Raw genomic sequence first — 19895 nt, forward strand, 5'->3', positions numbered from 1 at the left:
ATCACTGGAGTATAAATTTCTATTTTTAACTTAATACTATGGACTCAAAAATCATCATCGCGTCTGGTCCAGTTATTGTGGAAGATAATAAAGTTCTTCTTGATTTGCAAGGAGACGATAATTTTTGGAAGTTTTGTGGAGGAAAGACTAAAGAAGGAGAAGCTCTTAAGGAAACTGCGCAAAGGCGAGCCAAGGAAGAGCTAGGAATCAAAATCGAAATTCTGGATGAAAAACCTTTTCTTATTCACACGACAAAAGAAACAACGGATGGGCTTGTTGATGTTATTCTGGTTCACTATCTTGCCAAACGCCGCGGCGAGATCACACCAGGCGCTGACATCCGAGAGTGTAAATGGATTCCACTTTCCGATCTAGAAAAAGAAAATCTAGCGCCGAATATTCTTCCTACACTAAAATATTTTGAGTTTATTGCCAGCTAATTGCCCACATGCCCCTGCCACTTCTTGCCCCAGACTTTTTCTGATTGTTACACTCATTCCACCTTTTTCTAAAAAGTCTTTGAAAAGGTGTGTTTTATTGCCAGATGATGCTTTAAATTCTTCTCCGGTTTCATTATAAGCGATTAGGTTTACATGCAAAAGTTGACGATGACCGATTGATTTGAGATAGGTCGAAAGCGCGTAGGCATCTTCTTCACTGTCGTTGATGCCGGAAAGCAGTACATACTCAAAAAATATCTGCCGATTTGTTTTGGAAAAATAATCCTTGAGTGCTCCTTTCAACTCTTCTAAATTGTATTTTTTATTGATCGGCATAAACCGGTTTCTTTTTTCATCGGTCGCGAAATGCAGAGAAATTGCCAGATTGATTTGCGGAAATTCTTCGGCCAAGTTTTTTAACCCCTCAGGAATTCCAGCTGTTGAAACGGAAATGCTGCGCGAACCAAATGCAAATAAATTTTTATCCACGAGGTCACGCAAACTTTTTTTCACTTCCTCCCAATTCAAAAAAGGCTCCCCCATTCCCATATAAACAATATTACTAATCTGCCCCCTCTCCTTGATAAGGAGATTCTGATTCTGCCAGGTGACAGAATCAGAGGGGTGAGGTGCATTTTTTTCTTGTTCACTGTTCCCTGTTCCCTGTTTTCTGATGTACTGTCTCCAAAACAAAACCTGATCCGTGATTTCTTCCGCCGTCAGATTTCTTTGCAGTCCGCCTTTTCCTGTTGCACAAAAACTACAGTTCAAAGGACAGCCAACTTGCGAAGAAATGCAGACCGACCACTTTTTTTCCCCGCCTGCAACGCTATGCGTAGCATTGCGGGCAGGCATTGGAGATAACAAAACAGATTCGATTTTGTTTCCGTCAGCTAATTTCAAAAGAGCTTTCAAAGAACTCTTATCTTTTGATACTAAAACTTTTTCCACCTCGAAGGATAAAATTTTCATTTCTTTCTCTAGTGTCTCGCGTAAATTTTTGGAAATCGTTGAGATTTCTGAAAAATCAGAAACGCCATCCTGATAGATGGCTTTTTGGATCTGGCTCAAGCGAAATTTCAGCTCGCCATTGTCAGTGAGGATTTTTTTTAGTTTTTCGAGTTGCATAAATAATTTAGTGTCATTCCCGCGGAGGCGGGAATCCAGACACCTCAAGTTTTAAAATAAAGAGAAAGCAAATTACTAAAATTCAAGGTTTACTGAAGTAGAAAACTAATCCGACTTGCAGCTCGATTTTTCAGAGATTATAGCTGGTGGAACCTGGATTACCGCCTTCGCGGGAATGACACGAAAGAAAAAATTCAACTTCTAAAATCAAACAATTTCTCCTTAAAATCAACCACTTCCCCGTCTCTTACTTTTACTCCTTCTTTGGCCAAAAGTCCAGCCTTGACCTTCGCCCCTTGCGCAAAACCGCCGATTCGGCCGTCAGAGCGCACCACACGATGGCATGGAACGACCGGTGCGTAGGGATTGCAATTGAGTGCGTTGCCTACCGCCCGCGAGGCATTGGGCCTTCCGATTGCCTGAGCAATCTGACCATAAGTTGCCACTTTTCCGCGTGGAATTAATTTAGTTTTGGCGTAAACAAAATCAGAAAAAGATTTGGTAGATTTATTAGAAATGCGCTTCATACTAATTTAAAGTTCACTGAGACTCGCAAGTCTTGCAAATTCTTCATTCACGATTTTTTGCATCCGCGCCAGAACCGGTTTATTTTTTTCCGAGAAAAGATGTTTGAATCGGCCTTGGGTTTTCAAAAATTCGCTCACTGGTTTTAGGGTTTTTGGTTCATAATTTAGCGTATACTTTCTGCTTTCTCCGCCCAAGGCGGATCCGCCTTGGGCGGAAATTTCATAGAGCGGCCAAAAATTTGTTTCTGTCGCCAATTTGGCAATCGCCACATATTGCGAGGTGGGAAATTTCCAATTATTCGTGCACGGTGAAAAGACTGTGAGAAAGCTTGGCCCATCGACTGCTAAGGCTTTTTTGGCTTTCATTTTGAGGTCCGCAATGTTTGCAATATTGGCTTGTGCGGCATAGGAGATATTATGCGCCGCCACAATGCCCATCAAATTTTTGCGCATCTCGACTTTGCCAAAAGATTCTTTTCCGACTGGTGTCGTTTCTGTTCCCGCGCCATAAGGCGTCGCGGACGATCTTTGATTGCCCGTGTTCATATACCCCCCATTATCATAGACAACGTAGAGAAAATTGTGCCCGCGCTCAAGTGCACCGGACAATGCTTGCAGTCCAATGTCGTAGGTTCCCCCGTCTCCGCCAAAGGCAACAAACTTAATTTTCTTTTTGATCCTGCTTTTTTTTCGCATAAACTGATAAGCTCTTTCCACACCAGAAATCGTCGCCGCCGCGTTTTCAAATGCGCTGTGGATATATGGTACGTTCCAGGCGGTGTAGGGATAGATAGTCGAAGTCACCTCAAGACATCCTGTTGCATTGGAAATCACTACCGGCGTAGTCGCCTCGCCCAAAATCGTCCTGACAATTGAAGGAAACGCACACCCCGCGCAAGCGCTATGACCGGGGGCTAGGTTTTTTGCTAAATTTTTGTTCATCTATTTTCTATTAGTTCTGCTAAATATATCGCGATTTTTTATTTAAATTCTCTTCTCCCTCCGGGAGAAGGTGGCCAAAGGCCGGATGAGGGTGCCCTCAGAAACACAAAAGCTTAATTTAATTGATTGTTTTTTCTGTATTGGCAAGAACCCTCACCTGTCACGAGTACGTGACATCCTCTCCCGGAGAGAGAAGAGGCTATTACTAGGTCAAATATTTCTCCTTAAATTTCCCCTCCAAAATTTTCTCAATCTGTTTTTTGAATACATCCCGTCCGCCTAAGCCATAAACTATACTGGAAATTTTTGCGTCGCTATTGTCTCGCAAACTGACTGAAATTTCTGAATAGAGCGGTGGATGCGAACCAATTGATTGCGCGCGATCCATTACAATTATTTCTTTGGCGTTTTTTAACGCAATTGCAATTTCCGAAAACGGAAACGGACGAAACAATTCAACCTTCAAAAGTCCAACTTCCTCCCCTTTCTTGCGCAATTCATCAATCGCATCTTTGGCTGTGCCGGCGACTGAACCGATCAATACTAAAACTTTTTTCGCATCTTCTGTTTGGTATTCTTCAAACAAAGTATATTTTCTTCCGCTAATTTTTTCATACTCTTTGGTGATCTTTAGATATTCTTCCGCCACTTTCTCCATCGCCTCTTCTTGATCAATTTTGAATTCAAAATAGGACTCTTGCAGTGCCACCGGTCCATAAGTTACTGGATTTTCAATGTCGAGCAGTGAATGTTCCGGCTGATATTCCCCAATAAATTTTTTGACAATTTGGGCGTCCAATATTTCTAAATTTTCCACAGAGTGTGAAGTATTGAAGCCATCCATAATCACCATCACCGGCAGTCCACACGCTTCCGCCAATTTCATCCCAATAATTGTTTTATCATAGACTTCTTGCGGATTCTCGCAAAAAATCTGCACCCAACCCGAATCACGAGAACCCATCACGTCGCTGTGATCACCGTGGATGCTAAGCGGAGCTGAGAGCGCACGCGCCGCCACAACCATCAGAATCGGCAAACGCATCCCGGAAGCCACATAGAGCATTTCGTGCATGTACGCCAAGCCCTGTGAGCTTGTAGCGGTCACGGTGCGTGCTCCGGCGGCTGATGCGCCGATGGCCGCGCTCATTGCGCTGTGCTCTGATTCCACCTCAATCATTTCCGTCTCCACCTCGCCGTCCGCCACAAATTTAGCATACGTTTCGATGATTGGCGTCTGTGGGGTGATTGGATAAACCGGCATCACATCCGGCTCAATTTGTCTGAGAGCATAAGCCGCGGCATATCCCCCGGTCAATGCTAATTTTTGCCCCAGGGCACCCTCTCTTCCTTCGGAATTCACCTTGTTGTTATTATTTGTCATAAACTAGTTCTTTTTCATAGTTATCGCTTTCACTGGGCAAACTTGCGCGCAAACACCACAGCCTTTGCAAAATTCATAATCAATATCCGCTTTATCCTTCTTATCGTCTTTATGTTTTTTCATCTCAATGCAGGCATCGGGACAAAACGGCACACAAGTCGTACAACCGATACATTTGTCCTTGTCCACTTCCGGCTTCATATACCGCCAAGAACCAGTCCGGGGAGATTTTTTGATATTATGTTTGATGATTGCGCCTTTTTCCATAAAATTCGTCTGAACCACTGATTAGCACTGAGGGCACGTGATTTTACGTGAATAAAAATCAGTGAAATCAGGATAATCAGGTGCTAATCAGTGGTTCTGATTTATATTGCGTCGTACGCCTTCTCAATCGCCAGGATATTTTTTTCACAATTCTCTTTGCCGATCTTATCTTCAAAAATTTTGCGGAATTCTTCCAAGATGCTTGCCAATTTCACGATTTCCGTCACTTTGATGATTTTCCCCAAGATTACTGTGTTCGGCCTGGGTTGCCCGACAATCGCCATAGAAATTCCATTAGCGTCGACGGCGTGAATTTTTCCTTCAAAACGGATAATATCTCTGATTTCGTGCGGATGTTTAGTAGAATTAATAATCAGTGCTTCATTCTTGTCCAAGCCTTCCGTCACCTTTTGACTCTCCAAAAGTGTATCATCCAAAACCACAACCACATCCGGATCAACTACCGGTTCTTTGGTGCGAATCGGTTTGTCAGAAATGCGCAAATAAGTCTTGGTCGGCGCACCGCTCCGCTCAGGACCAAAATTGGGAAAAGTTTGCACGAAATTGCCTTCAGCAACCGCTGCCTGCGCAATAATTTCCGCGGCCGTCTTCGCCCCTTGCCCACCCCGCGCAAAAAAGATAATCTCCATTGTGTCTTTATGATATTTCATAGGATTAGTATAGCATAAAATTTAAATTGGTTGTAGAGACGAGGCATTGCCTCGTCTTGGCATTATTGGTTTATGCTCTAATATTGTTTGTTTTTTAGACGAGGTGGTGCCTCGTCTCTACAATTATTGCTAGGCACAAAAAAGACGCCCCAACGGGGCGTCTCTACATAAGCCTAATATTTATATTTTATTTTGCCAATTCCGCATCAATCGAAGTTTTTAGTTGATCATAGGAAACTGCGCCTTCTTGGAACTGATCATTGACGAAAACGCCAGGTGTTCCGGAGATACCGAAACTTTCCGCTTCTTTTTTGTCAGCATCAATCATGTCTTGATGTTTTTTATTGTCCAAGCAATCATTGAATTTGCCACTATCTAGTTTCAAAACTCTGGCATATTCTTTGAATTTCGCCGTATCTTTTGTTGCTCCCCAGATAGTCTGATCAGCATATAATTTGTCAGCATATTCCCAGAATTTTCCTTGATCCAAGGCGCAAGTTGCGGCCAATGCGGCGTTGTTGGCTTGCGGATGCGTGTCAGTCAGTGGATAGAATTTATAATCAAAGGCAACGCGGTCGCCATAATTTTTGATCGCATCTTCCATTGCTTTGTGAAAAATCTTGCAATATGGACATTGGAAATCAGAATAAACCACCACTTTCACCTTAGCATCTTTCGCTCCTGCTACCGCATCGCCATCATTTATTTTTGGAGTTGTGACATATTTACCGACTGGGATACCAATATCTCCGGTTCGCAAAGAATATTGATCACCTTTCTGATCAAAAAGCGTCTGCGCTTGAGCATAGAAATCAGTCTTCGCAACAGCACCATCAAAAACAAACGCGGGCAAAGTTTTAATGCCGAACTTATCAATCAGATCTTTTCCTTGATCGGATTTATAGTCCACTTTCTCGGTCGCGATGGTCGGTACGATCCGTCGCAGCCACACCAAAACCTCAGAAACATTACATTTTTCACAAGAGTCATCATTGATCACGGACACTGTAACGGCCGGTTCGCTGTAAGCCACCCACGTTTTTCCGTTGGCTTCAAAAATATCTGATTTACTGAGATTTTTGGATGAAAAACCGCTCTTTTGCACAAGTTGGGCAGTGTCAATAAAAAGGCTGCCGAGGAACATTCCCAAAAGTAAAATGACGGCAGAAATTAAATTTTGCTGCTTTTTTTTCTGCTCCGCCTTTTCGTCAGCTTCTAGCTCTTTTTGCATATCATCTTCCATAAAGTTGAATTAGGATTGATTATTATTTAAAAAAAATTAAATTCCCGTTGAGTTACTTACTGCTCCGCCTTGATCAGATTGCCCATCAGTATCAACAGGTGCGCTTCCTGGGTCTGCCGTATTACCAGAATCATCCGTAGCGCCAGAGTCAGGCAGAGTTCCTTGCTGCTGAGTTTGCGCTTGCGTCGCGGCGTCTCTTTCTGCTTGCAACTTCACCTGAACATCATTAATGTTATAACTCTGCGATTTAATCTTCATTAGATAATCATCATAGCCAATCGTGATTTTTTTAAGTGCCTCAGTTTTGAGTGCGATGCCGATGAGAAATCCTAAAACAAAAACCAACATCAGACGTGAACGAAATTCTGATTTAGTTTTTTTAGCAACGTCTTCTTCATCCAATTCGTCCAATCCAACAAAAGCATCTTCCGGTTTTTCTACATTCTCAGTTATATCCTTTTGCACACCATTATTTACAGTCCCAGAAACGATTTGCGCTTCCTGAATCTTACCCTCTTCGTTAGTTTCCATAATTTTCAGTCCATGTCATTCCCGCAAAGGCGGGAATCCAGGTTCCACTAGTTTTAAATTTTAGAAAACCGAATTATAAATCTTCTAGCTTTTTATTATATAAAGTTTATTTCAAAATAATTTGTTTTATCGATATTTTTAGCCTGAGGTGCCTGGATCCCCGCCTTCGCGGGGATGACACATTAAGATTTCCTTTTTAGCAGTCTACCACAAACAAAAAAGCGCTACAACTTGCGCTTTTTGGGATTTATTGTGTAATTTTATTCCTAATCTTTCCTGAGCGCCTCCATCGGACTGAGCCGTGAAGCGGCGCGGGCGGGATAGTAGCCAAAAACTACACCAGTTGCCACGGAAAATCCAACAGCCAGGCTAATTGAGCTCACACTCAGGCCAAAGTTAATCGCAAAACCGAACGATGCGACGATGTAGGATAGCAATAGCAATAGTAGATAACCTAAAATTATTCCCACGAGGCCACCGAAAAAGGTGATGAAAATCGCTTCCCAAAGAAACTGGCGCAAAATATTTTTCGCTTTGGCGCCAACCGCTTTTCGCAGACCGATCTCGAAGGTGCGCTCCGTTACTGCCACATACATCACATTCATAATTCCCACACCGCCCACCACCAGAGAAATCGAAGTCAGTGCCAAGAGTAAAATATTGATCGTGCTAAACACACTGGCAATCGTCGCCTGCGCTTCTTTGATGGAAGTTACACCAAAATCATCCTTGTTCGGGTCAGTGATTTTATGCAGTCGTCGCATCTCATCCGTTAGATCGGCCACAGTCACATCAATCATTTTTTCGTCCTTGACTTTGACCATGATAAAACGGACATAATCAATACCGAGCAGTTTTTTTTGCATCGTCTGCACCGGAACATAAATCAAATCGTCATAGTTGAAACCCGCCACCGCTCCCCGCTCAGAAGCCAAGCCCACCACCTTATAGTTTTGGTTACTAATGCGGATATTTTTCCCCAACGGATCATCCGAACCAAAAAAAGCATCGCGAATATTGCTACCAATTACGGCCACTTGCGCCAAACTCTCATCATCACTCTGCGAAAAAAATGCGCCTTCGGACAGTTTCGTACTTTGATCAATTTGATTATACTGCGCTCCGACACCAAACAGAAAAACGCGTTTATTGGTATTTTGATAGGTGGCTAATTCTTGCGTCATTGTGCCTGGGGCAGATGCAGCAATATTAGGCAATTTGGCAATATCTTTCGCATCATCAATTGTCATCGTCGTAATCTGAATTCCCGTTGCTTGACCAACTGCATTTTGCGTCGACGCCTTTCCCGTCGCCGGCACTTTTACTTCGATCTGAATCAGATCCGTTCCGAAGGCACCAACTTGATCTAAAATAAAATTTTTCACACCCTGCCCCAACGAGCTCACCAAAATCACAGCAATCACACCAATCACCACTCCAACCAAAGTCAAAATCGTCCGCCCTAGATTAGAGCGAAGATTTTTGAAGGCTAGTTTGATTGAAATGATTAGTTCATGCATAAAAAATATTACTCATATCTAAGTGCTTCCATCGGACTTATTTTTGATGCTTTGCGGGCAGGGTAGATTCCAAAAATTAGTCCAATCGCAACTGAGACAGATGTGGCCAGGAGCATTGAACTGAGCGTGACGATAAATTCCCAGTCGTAGCCGAGACTTTTTATGATAACGGCTGCTAAAAATGAAACAAATATGCCAAAAATGATCCCCAGGATTCCGCCGATCAGTGTGATGAAAATCGCTTCGATCAAAAACTGAGAGATGATGTGCACATTTCTGGCACCGACTGCTTTTCGCAAACCTACTTCCCGCACCCGCTGATTGACCGAGATAAGCATAATATTCATAATTCCCACTCCGCCAACAACAAGTGAAATGGCCGCAACAGCGGTGAGAAAATATTTGAGCACATTAGTTACGGTCGTAAGCGTCTCAACTGCTTGAGCGCTGTTGCGCACAGAAAAATCATCACTGGCATCGGCTTTAATCCGGTGTTGTTCACGCAAGGTCGTTTTAACATCCGCCACGGCGCGATCAAGATTGTCCTTGGAATCAACTTTGATGCGCATAAAGTTGAGATAATCGATTCCGAGCAATAACTTTTGCCCAGTAAAAAGCGGGACGTAAATCATATCATCCGTGTTAGAAAAACCGACCGACCCTCGCTCTGCCAAAACTCCAACTACCGTCAGATTCACATCTTTCAAAGTGAACGTTTTCCCAATCGGATCGACATTCGGAAAAAGATCATGTACGCGATTCGATCCCAGCACGGCAACATGTGCCAAATTCGTATCTTCATCTTTCATAAAAAATCGTCCAGCTTGCAATTTAATATCTTCAACATCCAAGAGACTGGATGAAACGCCTTGATAGCTGGTCTGATATGAGCCATTGGCATTTTTGACCGTGGCTGATCCACTGACATAAGCGACAGCATCGACCAAATTCGGTACATTGCGTTTTTGTTCCAAGGCGACCAGATCAGCATATTTCAAAGTGGTCACTACAATTCCCATCGCCGACGCTGGTGGACCTTTTTCGTCTGAGGCACCAGGCAAAACTCCGATCAAATTCGATCCGACACCAGAAACTTGATTGAGAATCAATTTTTGCGCACTCCCACCAATTGCCATCACCACAATTACCGAGGCAATACCGATAATGATTCCCAGAATCGTCAAAAAAGAGCGGAGCTTGGCCGCCAACAAATATTTCGCTGAAATTTTAATGGGAGAATATATATTCATAAAGTCTGAACCACAAGATTAGCACTGATTTTCCTGATTGCACGTGATTATGGTTTTTAAAATTCAGTGAAATCAAGTGTAATCAGTGATAATCAGTGGTTCTGATTATTTCAATAACTCATTCTCTCCATCCGCAATCCGCCGATGCTTCACCGGGTCATCAGCAATAATACTGCCGTCTTTGACGTAGATAATACGTTTGGCGTGTTCGGCAGTATATGTTTCATGCGTGACTAAAATTACGGTATGTCCTGTGTCATTCAGTTTTTGTAAAATCCGCATCACCTGGAGGCCGGATTTCGAGTCCAAGTTCCCTGTCGGTTCATCAGCAAAAATCACTTCCGGATCATTGACCAGCGCCCGCGCAATTGCCACGCGTTGCTTTTCGCCGCCCGAGAGTTGATTGGAAAAATATTTCGCGCGATGCTCCATCCCAACAGCCAACAGCGCATCCATCACTTTTTTTTCATTGCTTTTTCCCGGCTTTTCATCATAGAGCAAGGGCAACTCCACATTTTCAAAAACCGAAGTGCGAGAAAGTAAATTAAAAGATTGAAAAACAAAACCAATCTTTTTGTTCCGGATTTTCGCCAACGTATCATCATCGAAAGAAAAAGTGTCACGTCCTTCAAAAAAATATTTCCCTTCCGTCGGCCGGTCAAGTAGTCCCAAAATTTGCATCAAAGTCGATTTACCGGAACCGGACGGACCCATGATGGAAATAAATTCCCCTTTTTGAATTTCAAAGGTCGCGCCACAAAGCGCCCGCGTTTCCACGCCTTCACTGGAATAAGTTTTACAAAGATTTTGAACTTGAATTAGGGGGTTTGACATAAAAAATGATTAGACTATTATGAAGTCAAGGGGAAAGTTGTTTTAACACAAACACAAACTAAGGTGAAGGAGGTAATCTATGCCTGGCGTAATCTTCTACATCAAAGACAGAGGGGGGAAAGATGGCATTCCAGAAACTCCGCAATGGCCACACGGTGCATATAATATTCCTACCGTTGCGGAAAAATCAAACGACGACAGGTCAAATCAAAATGACCCGCAAAAATCAACGCACCAATAACCGTCGCCCAATAGCGACAAGAGCATATCCATGCGTCAGCAAAAAATTGCTACGAACAACATGGATGTGCTTTTTCTTTTTGTCTGAACCACTGATTCTCACTGAGTGCACGTGATTTCACTGAATTTAGAATTCAATCATGTGTAATCAGTAAAATCATGTGCTAATCAGTGGTTCTGATAATTAGACCGCTTTTGTAAAAGTAACCACTTTGTCCCCGGCGTTCAGGCCAGATTTCACTTCCACCATTCCCCCATCACCCTCGAGACCGGTAGTAATTTTCACTTCTTGTGTCGTGTTGTCCGCTTTCAAAACATCTACGAATTTTTCCCCATTCACAATTTTAATTGCGCGCAGAGGAATCATCAGTGCGTCCGCCTTGTCATTCGTCTTAACATCGATGTTCGCGCTCATGCCAACCTTCAACCGTTGATCAAAATTTGCCAGTCTCAACTTAACTCCATAATAAACCACATCTTGAATGACGGTTTCGGCCGGATCGATCTGGATTAATTCCGCATCAAAATTTGTGTCCGCCGGAAGCGCATCGAAAGTGATATTTGCCTTTTGCCCCAACTTCAATTTTACGATGTCCGATTCGGGGATATTTGATTCAATGATAAAATCATCAGTGATGATGCGCGCGAAAGATTCCTTGATCACGCCAGTGCCCAAGATTTCTCCCACCTTATTGTTCACCTCAACAATCGTTCCAGAGACAGGCGCTTTGAGCACGGCCTTGGACAGATCATTAAGTGCCACTTCATATCCGGCTTTCGCACTATTTACCTGAGCATTCTTCGAATCACGTGTAAAGTCCGACTGAGTCGTTTTGAGCCTGGCTTTCGCCGCATCGACAGAATTTTCCGCCTGCGTAACTGAAAGATCACGAGATTTTTTGGCCGTATCGAGAGCTTCCTGAGCTGATTCCTTAGCATTAAGCGCTTGAGTCAAGGTCAATTTATTGGCCTTACTCGGAGTATCGTCATAAAAAGCCTGCGCGTCGTCATAGTAATCCTTAGCATTGGAATAGGCGGAATCTGCCGCGTCGACTTGTTGCTTTTGCAGATCTTTTGTGTCATCCAAGCTGTTTTCCGCATTATCAACCGCCACCTGAGCTTCGCGAACTGCATCATTATTTGAGCCTGCATCGGCAGTGGCTTTGTCCAGTGCCGCTTTCGCCTGAGCAACTTGCCCAGACAGATCTGTGCTGTCCAGCATCGCGATCGAATCACCAATCGCTACCTTGTCGCCTTTTTTGACATATATCTTACTGATCCTACCGCCCAATTCAAAATTGAGCACAATCTCTGAATCATCTTTCAGATCCCCAGTCGCAGAAACTGTTTGCGCCAAATTACCCCTCTCCACTGTCGCGGTCGTATATTCAACTTTTGGCTTTTTAGACCGCGCGTAGAAAAAGTAGCCAACAGCAATAATCAGTATGAGTATAAATGCAATGGTTTTTTTGTATTTTAGCATCTTTTTTAGTCTCACTTCTCCCTTAGGGAGAAGGTGGCCGAAGGCCGGATGAGGGAGAAGCCTTTCTGTGTAGGAAAAACTTATTTTATAGATAGGTTACTGTTTATTTTTAGCCCTTTCCCTCACCTGTCCTCCGGACATCCTCTCCCTAAGGGAGAGGAGGAATTAAATTTTAGTTTTCATAATAACTTTTTTGAGTTTTTTCACAGTCTAGCGCCTGATTTACCAACGCATCGGCAACAGTATTTTTCTCCCTAGGTATATGATAGAACTTTACCGATTTAAAATCAAGCGTGAGATTCCATATTTCGATGAAATTTTTCTGAATATATTCCTCTTTCAACTTATATTCATGATTGAGTTGCTTGACGACCAATTCTGAGTCCAAATAACATTCAATGGTATATTGTCTAGCCTTGTCTTTGCCTAAAAGCTGTTTCAATTTTTTGAGACCAAAAATTAGCGCGGCATATTCCGCCACATTGTTCGTAGCGACACCGATACACTCGCCGTATTTTTTATTTAGCGTTTCTATCCAGACGCCAATTCCAGCCTGACCAGGATTACCTCGCGATCCGCCATCGGTAAACATTACGATTTTTTCTGACATATTTTTAGAAGTTTATGGTTAATAAGTCTTCCGGCCGATCAATCAAAAAATCTGGCTGGAATTTTTGCAAAATTTGTTTCGCATTGAATCCATAGCTAACTGCCACGGAAGGAATCTGGCATTTTTTCGCTGCTTCAATATCCCGCGTTTCATCCCCAACATTCAATGCTTCACTCGCTTCACAATTGAATTTTTGCAAAATTTTTCGCATCACTTTACTTTTTTCGAAAAGTCCGCATCCGCCATATACCCAATCAAACATATTTAAATTATGTTTTTGCAAAAAATAATCAACATTGACCTGAGAGTTAGCCGTCAAAAGACAAAGCGCGTAGCCCCTCTTTTTTAGTTCTAGAAGGGTTGTTTCCATTTTGGGAAAAAGTTCCACCTTGTCTATCTGCGTACCAAATTCTTTTCTTGCAGCGCGAATCACAAAAGGCATTTTCCAAAAGGGCACATTCCATTTAGCTATAAGCTCCCGAGAAGAGAGATTGCGCAGACGATCCAGTTCATCCAGGGGCACTTTTTTGAGACCATACCTTTTGGAAATACTATTAAAGGCCGCGATAGCTAATTGAAAAGAGTCCACCAATGTGCCATCAAAATCAAAAATGATCAACTTTTTTTTAGCCATAAAATTTAACTTACCAATCTAAGGTCGACTAGCTTCATTTGAATTTTTTTACTCCCATTCCATTCATCTTCGTTAAGATTAAAAACAATGTCAATTAAATCATCTTTTTTTAAATTAATAAATTCATCACCCAATTTAAATCCGATCGCATCAAATATTTTCGGACTTCCGTCATTTGCTCTTAGCGCCAGTTTCAAATGTTTCGTCCCATTGCCCACGATCCGCACATCGCTCACTCGCATCTGCCTAAGCAGAAAAATCGGTTCTTTATTACCCATTCCAAACGGCTCCATCTTTTTTAGATCTGTCATAAACTCCCAATCGATATCTTGAGCCTTAAGTTCCAGATCGATGGATAAGGTGGAAATAATTTCTTTTTCCTCAAGTTGTGCCTCGATCAGTTCTGTCATTTTCTCGCAGAAGCGGTCGACGTTTTCCGGCGAGATCCGCACGCCGGCTGCCTGAGAATGGCCGCCAAATTTGGAAAGTAATTCGGAACATTTTTCCAAACATTCCACGATATTGATCTCCGGAATGCTCCGGAGCGATCCGACATATTCTTTTTCCTGGATCTGGAAAACAACGGCCGGTTTTTGGAATTTATCCACCACCTTGCCAGCCACCAATCCCAAAATTCCCACCGGCCAATGTTCGCTTTTAGCAAACACAAATTTTTTATCGGAAAAATCACGCAAAGCCAGCCCTTCAATCTCTTTCACTATCTCCCCTGTCATTTTTTGGCGCTCTTGATTTTTACCCTCCACTTCAAGCGCCAACACTCGCGCATGCACTGGATCTTTTTCTATGATTAATTTATAGGCTACACTGGCATGATCCATCCGGCCAGCGGCATTAATTCTTGGCGCAATCTGAAAAGCAACTTTTTGCGTATCGGGGATATGGTCTTCAGAAATTTCAATCCGACCGACTTTAAACATCTCAAGTAGCCCAGAACGACGCGTCTTAGACAACACCACGAGACCATATTTGACTAACATACGATTTTCTCCGAGTAATGTAACACAATCGGCAATTGTTCCGATGGCCACCAAGTCCAGCATCCATTTGAGTTGATCGATTTTTTCCGGAGCAAATTTTTGGCAGAGTGCTTGGGCCAGCGTAAATGCCACGCCGACGCCAGCCAAATCAGTAAATTTAAAACCCGAATTTTTCAAGTGCGGATTAATGATTGCCGTGGCTTTAGGCAAAATTTCTGGAGCATGATGATGGTCGGTAATAATCACATCCATCCCTAAATTTCCTGCCTTTTCTACCTCAGCTACACCGGTAATTCCTGAGTCGACCGTAATGATCAGGCTTACGCCCTCGTGCGCTAAAAATTCAATTGCTGCATCATTCATTCCATAACCCTCCAATTGACGGTCAGGGATATAATAAGTCAGATCGGTAAAACCCAAGCTTTCCAAAGTTTCAAAAAGGAGGGCTGTCGCAGTCACTCCATCTGCATCATAGTCACCAAAAATAGCGATTTTTTCTTTTTTCTCTAGCGCTCTTTTGATCCGCTCCACCGCTTCTGCCATTCCAGAAATTTTCTCCAGATTTTCGCAAACCGCATAATTAAAACTGAAAAAATCCTCAAGAGATTCTTGAGACACAATGCCACGACCGGCCAATAATTCTAAAACAAGCGGACTGTACTTTTCAGACTCACCAAACTTAGAAAAATCAATTTCGGTGGTTATTTTTTCTTTCAGCTCCCATTTCTTTTGCATCGTTTATTTTATTCAGATTTCCCATAGTCGCATCTCAGGCAAACTATTCTACCCGTGAATTCCCTTCTTTCCGCATTGGTTATTTCTATGTTTATTACCAAATCTTCTCCACAATTAGCACAAGAAAAATCTTCTTTTAATTTCAAATCCCGTGTCAATCTGAAAATATCTCCGCCATTGACGTTCAGCTTCAAATTATATTTTTCCAAACTGAACAAGCTTAGCACTCGCGACACCACTTCTTTTGGCGTAACCATGCCAGACACAAAAAAATCCCTCACGCCAGCCAGTTCCGCTTTTTTGCGATCCTCTTCGCGTCCCATATGCGATGACATCACAACCGGGATATTATTCGTCGTAACATTTTTAGAAAGCGCATCTTTCATGCCAAATCCATCCATTTTCGGCATAATAATCCCAGTGAGAATTACATCGGGCACATTTGCCATTGCTTTATTCACGCCATCAAGGCCATCTACCGCTTCAATCACTTTAAAGCCTTCCGTCTTGAAAACCTCGGCAAATATTCCGCGCGAATCCGCATCATCATCCACAATTAAAATTTTATATTTTTTTTCCATAAAATTAAAATTTAAATAATTACCTTAATATCCACCGCCACCGCCGCACTGCCATTATTATAGACTAAAAGCGGGTTGATATCAAACTCCGAGATACTGCCCAGTTCCTGCGAAAATTCTCCCAAAGCAGTAATTATCCCCGCCAATTCTGAAAGATTGTAGACTTTTTGCCCGCGAGTCTCCCGGAAAAGAAAGCCTAATTTTCCCTCAATAAGTGATTTTTCTACCGCTTCTCTTGAATATGGCGGAATAAGCATCTCGGCCAGTTTGAAAACTTCGGTGTAGATTCCGCCCAGGCCATAAACGACAACCGGACCAAAATTAACGTCATATTTTACACCCAAAATTATTTCCATATCCCGCACCAGCATCGGCTGGATGATCAATTTCGCTTCAGGAAAATTAATCCGCATCTTCCGGAAGGCCATCTCTAATTCAAGCTGGTTTCTTAGATTCAACATTAATCCTTGCTTGTCTGTCTTATGCAAAACCGCATCGCTATCAACTTTAAGTACCACGGGAAAATCTTTTTGCATAGACAACGCTGCACCTCTATTTATTTCTACAGCTGAAATTGTCTTTATATCATAGAGCCCCATCAACTTTTGGCTTTCGGAAAAATAAAGCGCGCGCCGATTTTCTTTTTTTGCCAAATCTATAATTGCCGTGGCCTTGGCTTTTCGCTCTTGATTAATTCCGCCAGCTAGATTTTCAACCTGTACTTTTTCTTTACACTTCCAGAGAAAAAAGGCATCCAACACGGAAACGGCACTTTCCGGAAAAGCGAAGTTGAAAATATTTTCTGCGCGCAGTTTTTTCACGCCCTTTTCCACTTTCTTTCCACCGACGAATGATGCCACGATCGCTTTTGTACTTTTAGCGTTGAACTTTGCAATCACTCGGGCAATTTTTTCCACCGGCGTCTGATCCTGCGGTGTCAAAAGAAAGATGATTGCGCCAATTTCCGGATCCTTGTCAATAATTTGCAAGACTTTTTTGTAGCGATCTTCCTTCGCATCCCCCAAAAGATCAATCGGATTTTCTATTGAAGCCTCTTCAGGCAAAATTTTTCGCAGAGCCAATTTTGTCTTATCACTCAGTTCAGCAAGGATAATTTCTTTTTGCGAAAAAGCATCGGTCGTAAGTACACCTAAACCTCCGGCATTGGTGATAACAGCAATCCGATTACAAACCATCGCTTTGTTGTGCGAAATAAATCCGATCAGATTGAAAAATTCCTCCAAGTCCCGCGCACGCATAATCCCCGCTTTGCGAAAAGCTGCTTCCATAATCACATCACTACCGGCAAGAGCGCCTGTGTGGGAAGAAATGGCTTTTTGCGAACGCTCCGTCTTTCCCGCTTTCAAAACTACAATCGGTTTTTTCTTTGAAACTCTACTCGCCACTTCGATAAATTTCGTGCCATTCTTGATCCCTTCCAGATACATCCCGATTACCGCCGTATCAGGATCATTTTCCAAGTATGTCAGCATCTCGGTTTCAGAAATATTAAGTTTGTTGCCAATAGAAACCAGTTTGGAAAAATAGATCTTCTCCGATTGAGCCAGATCTGTAAGCGCTACGGCGAGCGCTCCGGATTGGGTCACGAACGCCACATTGCCTGCGCCCGGAAGACCGCTGGCAAAAGACGCATTCAGTTTCAATTTGGGAATAATAAAGCCCAAACAGTTCGGACCTAAAATATTTATTCCATTCTCTTGGGCCAGTTGCAAAAGCTCGGCTTCGCGCGCCTTGCCTTCTTCACCCATCTCAGAAAAACCAGCCGAGACGATCACAAAGTTTTTTGCTTTCGCCACATTTTCTCGAATCTCAGCCACCACGAACTTGGCCGGAATTGCTATAATCACCAAATCAATCTCGCCCTCCACTTCAGAAAGTTTTTTATAGCACTTGGCCTCAAAAATCTGGTCATATTTTGGATTAACCAAATAAATCTTGCCGACATATCCCAGCTCCAAAATATTTTTGGCAATCACATTGCCTACCTTCCCAACTTCCGGCGAAGCGCCCACAATGGCAATCGACTGCGGATTGAACATTTTTTCCAAATTCATAAATATTGTATTTTCTAGTTATACAACCATTATAGCACTATATTGAAAATTTGTAGATGCGAGAAAAGCTACTTGCCCTGCACTTTTTGCCACAGCGCTTGCAGATAAAGAACCGGCGCAGAAGAGATTTTTTTATGCATTTCCTCGGAAAAACAACTTTCTTTTCCGGAAGAATTTCGCGCGCTGACAGAGAAATAGTAAGTCTTTCCGGGCTCAAGATTACTCAATTTGAATTGACCAACCTTTCCGACTGTTTGATTTTTAGCATATCCTCCCGACGGACAATCGCCGTTTCTTGGGTTGGTACCATAATAGATTTTGTAGCCGGTCGTATTTCCATCACTGCTCAAATTCCAGGAAAGATTAGCTGTTCCTTTTGGCGGATCAACCTTCAACCAGCTAGATCCAGCCAGAAGCCAGATGACCACGCTCAAAATCAGCAACGAGAGAAAAGTTATTTTTGTTTTTTGTTGCATATGCGTTAGTTGGAATTATAGTTACAGCTGGCTCGATTTGACACAAAAACAGGGTCTTTTTGAACCCTGTATTCAAACAAAAAAGATCACTGGGACTTTAGACTCAAACCATAATCCCCCAAAATCTCCGTTACCTCATTATTATTTTCAAGATCAATTTTTTTCAAAACATTATAAGCCTCATCCTCAATTTCATTTGTCGTATCGACAGAATCAATAAAAGCAACGTATTTTCCATCAGAAGATATAAACAGGGCGCTACTGTCCAAGCTCGGATCATCTTCTCCGGTTGCTGGATCAGTATAAATAGGAGCTAATACTCCCGTTTCGAAATTAAATATAAAAATTCGATTATTCGTAGCCAATGCCAGCCGTTTTTCGTCTTTGCTCCAAGCCACTGAACGCACGCTATCATACCCCGAATCTTCATCCTGATTGATTGCTGCGGATATATCATAGGTCTTTTCAGGTTTCAAAAGATCATCACTAGCATACAGCAAAAGCTCCCATTGTTTTCCTATCTCAACATTGGGCTTGGCATGCTGGTTGATCATAATAAAACTTTTTAACGATGGACTGAATGCGCCCGCCGGAACCACTGCCGACACATCGCCAACTTTCAAAGAATCGAAACCTTCCGTCTTGTTGCAAATTTTAATTTGCGTATCGCAAGCATAAACAGGAGAAACATCACCCAAATCACCAAAGGTCAAATGTCCAAATAATAAATTGCGCTGTGAATTCCATCTGAACCAAGACAAAGAAGTCCCTCTTTTTTGTAGCTCAGGGTCTATTCCTTGATATATTTCAGAAAGAAGCGTAGACGGAGAACAGCTTTTATTTTCAATTTCACAGAGATAATCACTCACAGAAAGTACGGGCTGGTCTGCATCTTTAGGCAATAGCGCGACTGACTTATAAGTTGTAACGGTAACAAGTGCTTGGCGTTCATCTGGAGAAAGTAAGGTTACGCCCTGCTCAACATCCTCATTTTTATTGTCCCCCAGAACCGGGAAACCTTCAAAACTGTCAAAATTAGATTGTTCCAAAAGACTTGTCGCCTCAACTTTCCCAGAAAGAAGATCGACTTTTTCCACAGCATCGTTTGCCACCACTAGCAATTTTTTATCAGGAATAACAACTTCATCTTGAATAGAAACAGAACCAGCTTCAGAATTAACTGAAGCTGGTTTTAATGATGAATGTTTTCGGCTAATCTGAACAGCTAGTGTGGTCAAGCCAGCGATTAAAATTATGCCCGCCCCAATGACTGTGAAAAATTTAATTTTATTCTCAATCTTTAACTTCATATTTTTCCTTTCTGAA

The 19895-nt window shown here is 42.5% G+C and carries 21 protein-coding genes; 2 read left to right on the top strand and 19 right to left on the bottom strand.

Going from position 1 to position 19895, the window contains the following annotated elements:
* Positions 1–38 precede the first annotated feature (38 nt).
* Entirely contained in the window at positions 39–440 is a 402-nt protein-coding gene (locus tag WC848_05855) for an NUDIX hydrolase (protein MFA5962180.1), read from the top strand.
* Here the strand turns inward: WC848_05855 and rlmN are convergent.
* The 11 genes from rlmN to WC848_05910 form a co-directional block, all read right to left on the bottom strand.
* On the bottom strand, positions 411–1568 hold the full coding sequence (rlmN, locus tag WC848_05860; GenBank protein ID MFA5962181.1) for a 23S rRNA (adenine(2503)-C(2))-methyltransferase RlmN: 1158 nt from the start codon (positions 1566–1568) through the stop codon (positions 411–413). The two genes, WC848_05855 and rlmN, sit on opposite strands and share 30 nt — an antisense overlap.
* A 194-nt stretch (positions 1569–1762) precedes the next feature.
* A complete protein-coding gene (locus WC848_05865) occupies positions 1763–2095 on the bottom strand; it encodes an MGMT family protein (GenBank protein MFA5962182.1) in 333 nt (110 codons plus the stop codon).
* A gap of 6 nt (positions 2096–2101) precedes the next feature.
* On the bottom strand, positions 2102–3037 hold the full coding sequence (locus WC848_05870; protein ID MFA5962183.1) for a thiamine pyrophosphate-dependent enzyme: 936 nt from the start codon (positions 3035–3037) through the stop codon (positions 2102–2104).
* Positions 3038–3242: 205 nt separating this feature from the next.
* Entirely contained in the window at positions 3243–4421 is a 1179-nt protein-coding gene (porA, locus tag WC848_05875) for a pyruvate ferredoxin oxidoreductase (GenBank protein MFA5962184.1), read from the bottom strand.
* A gap of 3 nt (positions 4422–4424) precedes the next feature.
* Positions 4425–4688 carry a 4Fe-4S binding protein gene (locus WC848_05880; protein ID MFA5962185.1) on the bottom strand — a complete coding sequence of 88 codons (264 nt, stop codon included), beginning with the start codon at positions 4686–4688 and terminating at the stop codon, positions 4425–4427.
* Between the two features lie 101 nt (positions 4689–4789).
* Positions 4790–5359, bottom strand: a complete 570-nt coding sequence (locus tag WC848_05885) for a 2-oxoacid:acceptor oxidoreductase family protein (protein MFA5962186.1) — start codon at positions 5357–5359, stop codon at positions 4790–4792.
* A gap of 187 nt (positions 5360–5546) precedes the next feature.
* Positions 5547–6590 carry a thioredoxin domain-containing protein gene (locus WC848_05890; protein MFA5962187.1) on the bottom strand — a complete coding sequence of 348 codons (1044 nt, stop codon included), beginning with the start codon at positions 6588–6590 and terminating at the stop codon, positions 5547–5549.
* Between the two features lie 48 nt (positions 6591–6638).
* Positions 6639–7133 carry a hypothetical protein gene (locus tag WC848_05895; protein MFA5962188.1) on the bottom strand — a complete coding sequence of 165 codons (495 nt, stop codon included), beginning with the start codon at positions 7131–7133 and terminating at the stop codon, positions 6639–6641.
* A gap of 266 nt (positions 7134–7399) precedes the next feature.
* Positions 7400–8653: an ABC transporter permease gene (locus tag WC848_05900; GenBank protein ID MFA5962189.1), complete on the bottom strand. Its 1254-nt coding sequence runs from the start codon at positions 8651–8653 to the stop codon at positions 7400–7402.
* 8 nt (positions 8654–8661) lie between these two features.
* Positions 8662–9903: an ABC transporter permease gene (locus tag WC848_05905; protein MFA5962190.1), complete on the bottom strand. Its 1242-nt coding sequence runs from the start codon at positions 9901–9903 to the stop codon at positions 8662–8664.
* A gap of 105 nt (positions 9904–10008) precedes the next feature.
* Positions 10009–10737, bottom strand: a complete 729-nt coding sequence (locus WC848_05910; GenBank protein ID MFA5962191.1) for an ABC transporter ATP-binding protein — start codon at positions 10735–10737, stop codon at positions 10009–10011.
* Between the two features lie 79 nt (positions 10738–10816).
* Here WC848_05910 and WC848_05915 point away from each other — a divergent pair, with 79 nt between their 5' ends.
* Complete coding sequence (locus WC848_05915; protein MFA5962192.1) at positions 10817–10978, top strand: hypothetical protein; 162 nt, start codon at positions 10817–10819, stop codon at positions 10976–10978.
* Positions 10979–11161: 183 nt separating this feature from the next.
* On the opposite strand, the gene WC848_05920 is transcribed toward WC848_05915, so the two are convergent.
* The 8 genes from WC848_05920 to WC848_05955 form a co-directional block, all read right to left on the bottom strand.
* Positions 11162–12460 (bottom strand): efflux RND transporter periplasmic adaptor subunit, encoded by a 1299-nt coding sequence (locus tag WC848_05920; protein ID MFA5962193.1) that lies wholly within the window; start codon positions 12458–12460, stop codon positions 11162–11164.
* Positions 12461–12632: 172 nt separating this feature from the next.
* A complete protein-coding gene (locus WC848_05925; GenBank protein ID MFA5962194.1) occupies positions 12633–13070 on the bottom strand; it encodes a ribonuclease HI family protein in 438 nt (145 codons plus the stop codon).
* 4 nt (positions 13071–13074) lie between these two features.
* A complete protein-coding gene (locus WC848_05930) occupies positions 13075–13704 on the bottom strand; it encodes an HAD hydrolase-like protein (GenBank protein MFA5962195.1) in 630 nt (209 codons plus the stop codon).
* 5 nt (positions 13705–13709) lie between these two features.
* On the bottom strand, positions 13710–15437 hold the full coding sequence (recJ, locus tag WC848_05935) for a single-stranded-DNA-specific exonuclease RecJ (protein MFA5962196.1): 1728 nt from the start codon (positions 15435–15437) through the stop codon (positions 13710–13712).
* Between the two features lie 8 nt (positions 15438–15445).
* The gene (locus WC848_05940) at positions 15446–16018 is read right to left on the bottom strand and encodes a response regulator (GenBank protein MFA5962197.1); all 573 of its coding nucleotides are present in this window, start codon (positions 16016–16018) and stop codon (positions 15446–15448) included.
* Between the two features lie 11 nt (positions 16019–16029).
* Positions 16030–18093: an acetate--CoA ligase family protein gene (locus tag WC848_05945; GenBank protein ID MFA5962198.1), complete on the bottom strand. Its 2064-nt coding sequence runs from the start codon at positions 18091–18093 to the stop codon at positions 16030–16032.
* A gap of 68 nt (positions 18094–18161) precedes the next feature.
* Positions 18162–18569, bottom strand: a complete 408-nt coding sequence (locus WC848_05950; GenBank protein MFA5962199.1) for a fibronectin type III domain-containing protein — start codon at positions 18567–18569, stop codon at positions 18162–18164.
* 86 nt (positions 18570–18655) lie between these two features.
* Positions 18656–19879, bottom strand: coding sequence for a hypothetical protein (locus WC848_05955; protein ID MFA5962200.1), 1224 nt, complete (start codon positions 19877–19879; stop codon positions 18656–18658).
* Positions 19880–19895: the final 16 nt, after the last annotated feature.

The sequence above is a fragment of the Parcubacteria group bacterium genome (assembly GCA_041659505.1).
In the GTDB taxonomy this organism is placed as follows: Bacteria; Patescibacteriota; Minisyncoccia; order Moranbacterales; family UBA2206; genus UBA9630.

Excerpts from the sequence above, each read along its gene's own strand:
- WC848_05855 (MFA5962180.1), top strand. The coding sequence starts at position 39 with ATGGACTCAAAAATCATCATCGCGTCTGGTCCAGTTATTGTGGAAGAT.
- rlmN (MFA5962181.1), bottom strand. The coding sequence starts at position 1,568 with ATGCAACTCGAAAAACTAAAAAAAATCCTCACTGACAATGGCGAGCTG.
- WC848_05865 (MFA5962182.1), bottom strand. The coding sequence starts at position 2,095 with ATGAAGCGCATTTCTAATAAATCTACCAAATCTTTTTCTGATTTTGTT.
- WC848_05870 (MFA5962183.1), bottom strand. The coding sequence starts at position 3,037 with ATGAACAAAAATTTAGCAAAAAACCTAGCCCCCGGTCATAGCGCTTGC.
- porA (MFA5962184.1), bottom strand. The coding sequence starts at position 4,421 with ATGACAAATAATAACAACAAGGTGAATTCCGAAGGAAGAGAGGGTGCC.
- WC848_05880 (MFA5962185.1), bottom strand. The coding sequence starts at position 4,688 with ATGGAAAAAGGCGCAATCATCAAACATAATATCAAAAAATCTCCCCGG.
- WC848_05885 (MFA5962186.1), bottom strand. The coding sequence starts at position 5,359 with ATGAAATATCATAAAGACACAATGGAGATTATCTTTTTTGCGCGGGGT.
- WC848_05890 (MFA5962187.1), bottom strand. The coding sequence starts at position 6,590 with ATGCAAAAAGAGCTAGAAGCTGACGAAAAGGCGGAGCAGAAAAAAAAG.
- WC848_05895 (MFA5962188.1), bottom strand. The coding sequence starts at position 7,133 with ATGGAAACTAACGAAGAGGGTAAGATTCAGGAAGCGCAAATCGTTTCT.
- WC848_05900 (MFA5962189.1), bottom strand. The coding sequence starts at position 8,653 with ATGCATGAACTAATCATTTCAATCAAACTAGCCTTCAAAAATCTTCGC.
- WC848_05905 (MFA5962190.1), bottom strand. The coding sequence starts at position 9,903 with ATGAATATATATTCTCCCATTAAAATTTCAGCGAAATATTTGTTGGCG.
- WC848_05910 (MFA5962191.1), bottom strand. The coding sequence starts at position 10,737 with ATGTCAAACCCCCTAATTCAAGTTCAAAATCTTTGTAAAACTTATTCC.
- WC848_05915 (MFA5962192.1), top strand. The coding sequence starts at position 10,817 with ATGCCTGGCGTAATCTTCTACATCAAAGACAGAGGGGGGAAAGATGGC.
- WC848_05920 (MFA5962193.1), bottom strand. The coding sequence starts at position 12,460 with ATGCTAAAATACAAAAAAACCATTGCATTTATACTCATACTGATTATT.
- WC848_05925 (MFA5962194.1), bottom strand. The coding sequence starts at position 13,070 with ATGTCAGAAAAAATCGTAATGTTTACCGATGGCGGATCGCGAGGTAAT.
- WC848_05930 (MFA5962195.1), bottom strand. The coding sequence starts at position 13,704 with ATGGCTAAAAAAAAGTTGATCATTTTTGATTTTGATGGCACATTGGTG.
- recJ (MFA5962196.1), bottom strand. The coding sequence starts at position 15,437 with ATGCAAAAGAAATGGGAGCTGAAAGAAAAAATAACCACCGAAATTGAT.
- WC848_05940 (MFA5962197.1), bottom strand. The coding sequence starts at position 16,018 with ATGGAAAAAAAATATAAAATTTTAATTGTGGATGATGATGCGGATTCG.
- WC848_05945 (MFA5962198.1), bottom strand. The coding sequence starts at position 18,093 with ATGAATTTGGAAAAAATGTTCAATCCGCAGTCGATTGCCATTGTGGGC.
- WC848_05950 (MFA5962199.1), bottom strand. The coding sequence starts at position 18,569 with ATGCAACAAAAAACAAAAATAACTTTTCTCTCGTTGCTGATTTTGAGC.
- WC848_05955 (MFA5962200.1), bottom strand. The coding sequence starts at position 19,879 with ATGAAGTTAAAGATTGAGAATAAAATTAAATTTTTCACAGTCATTGGG.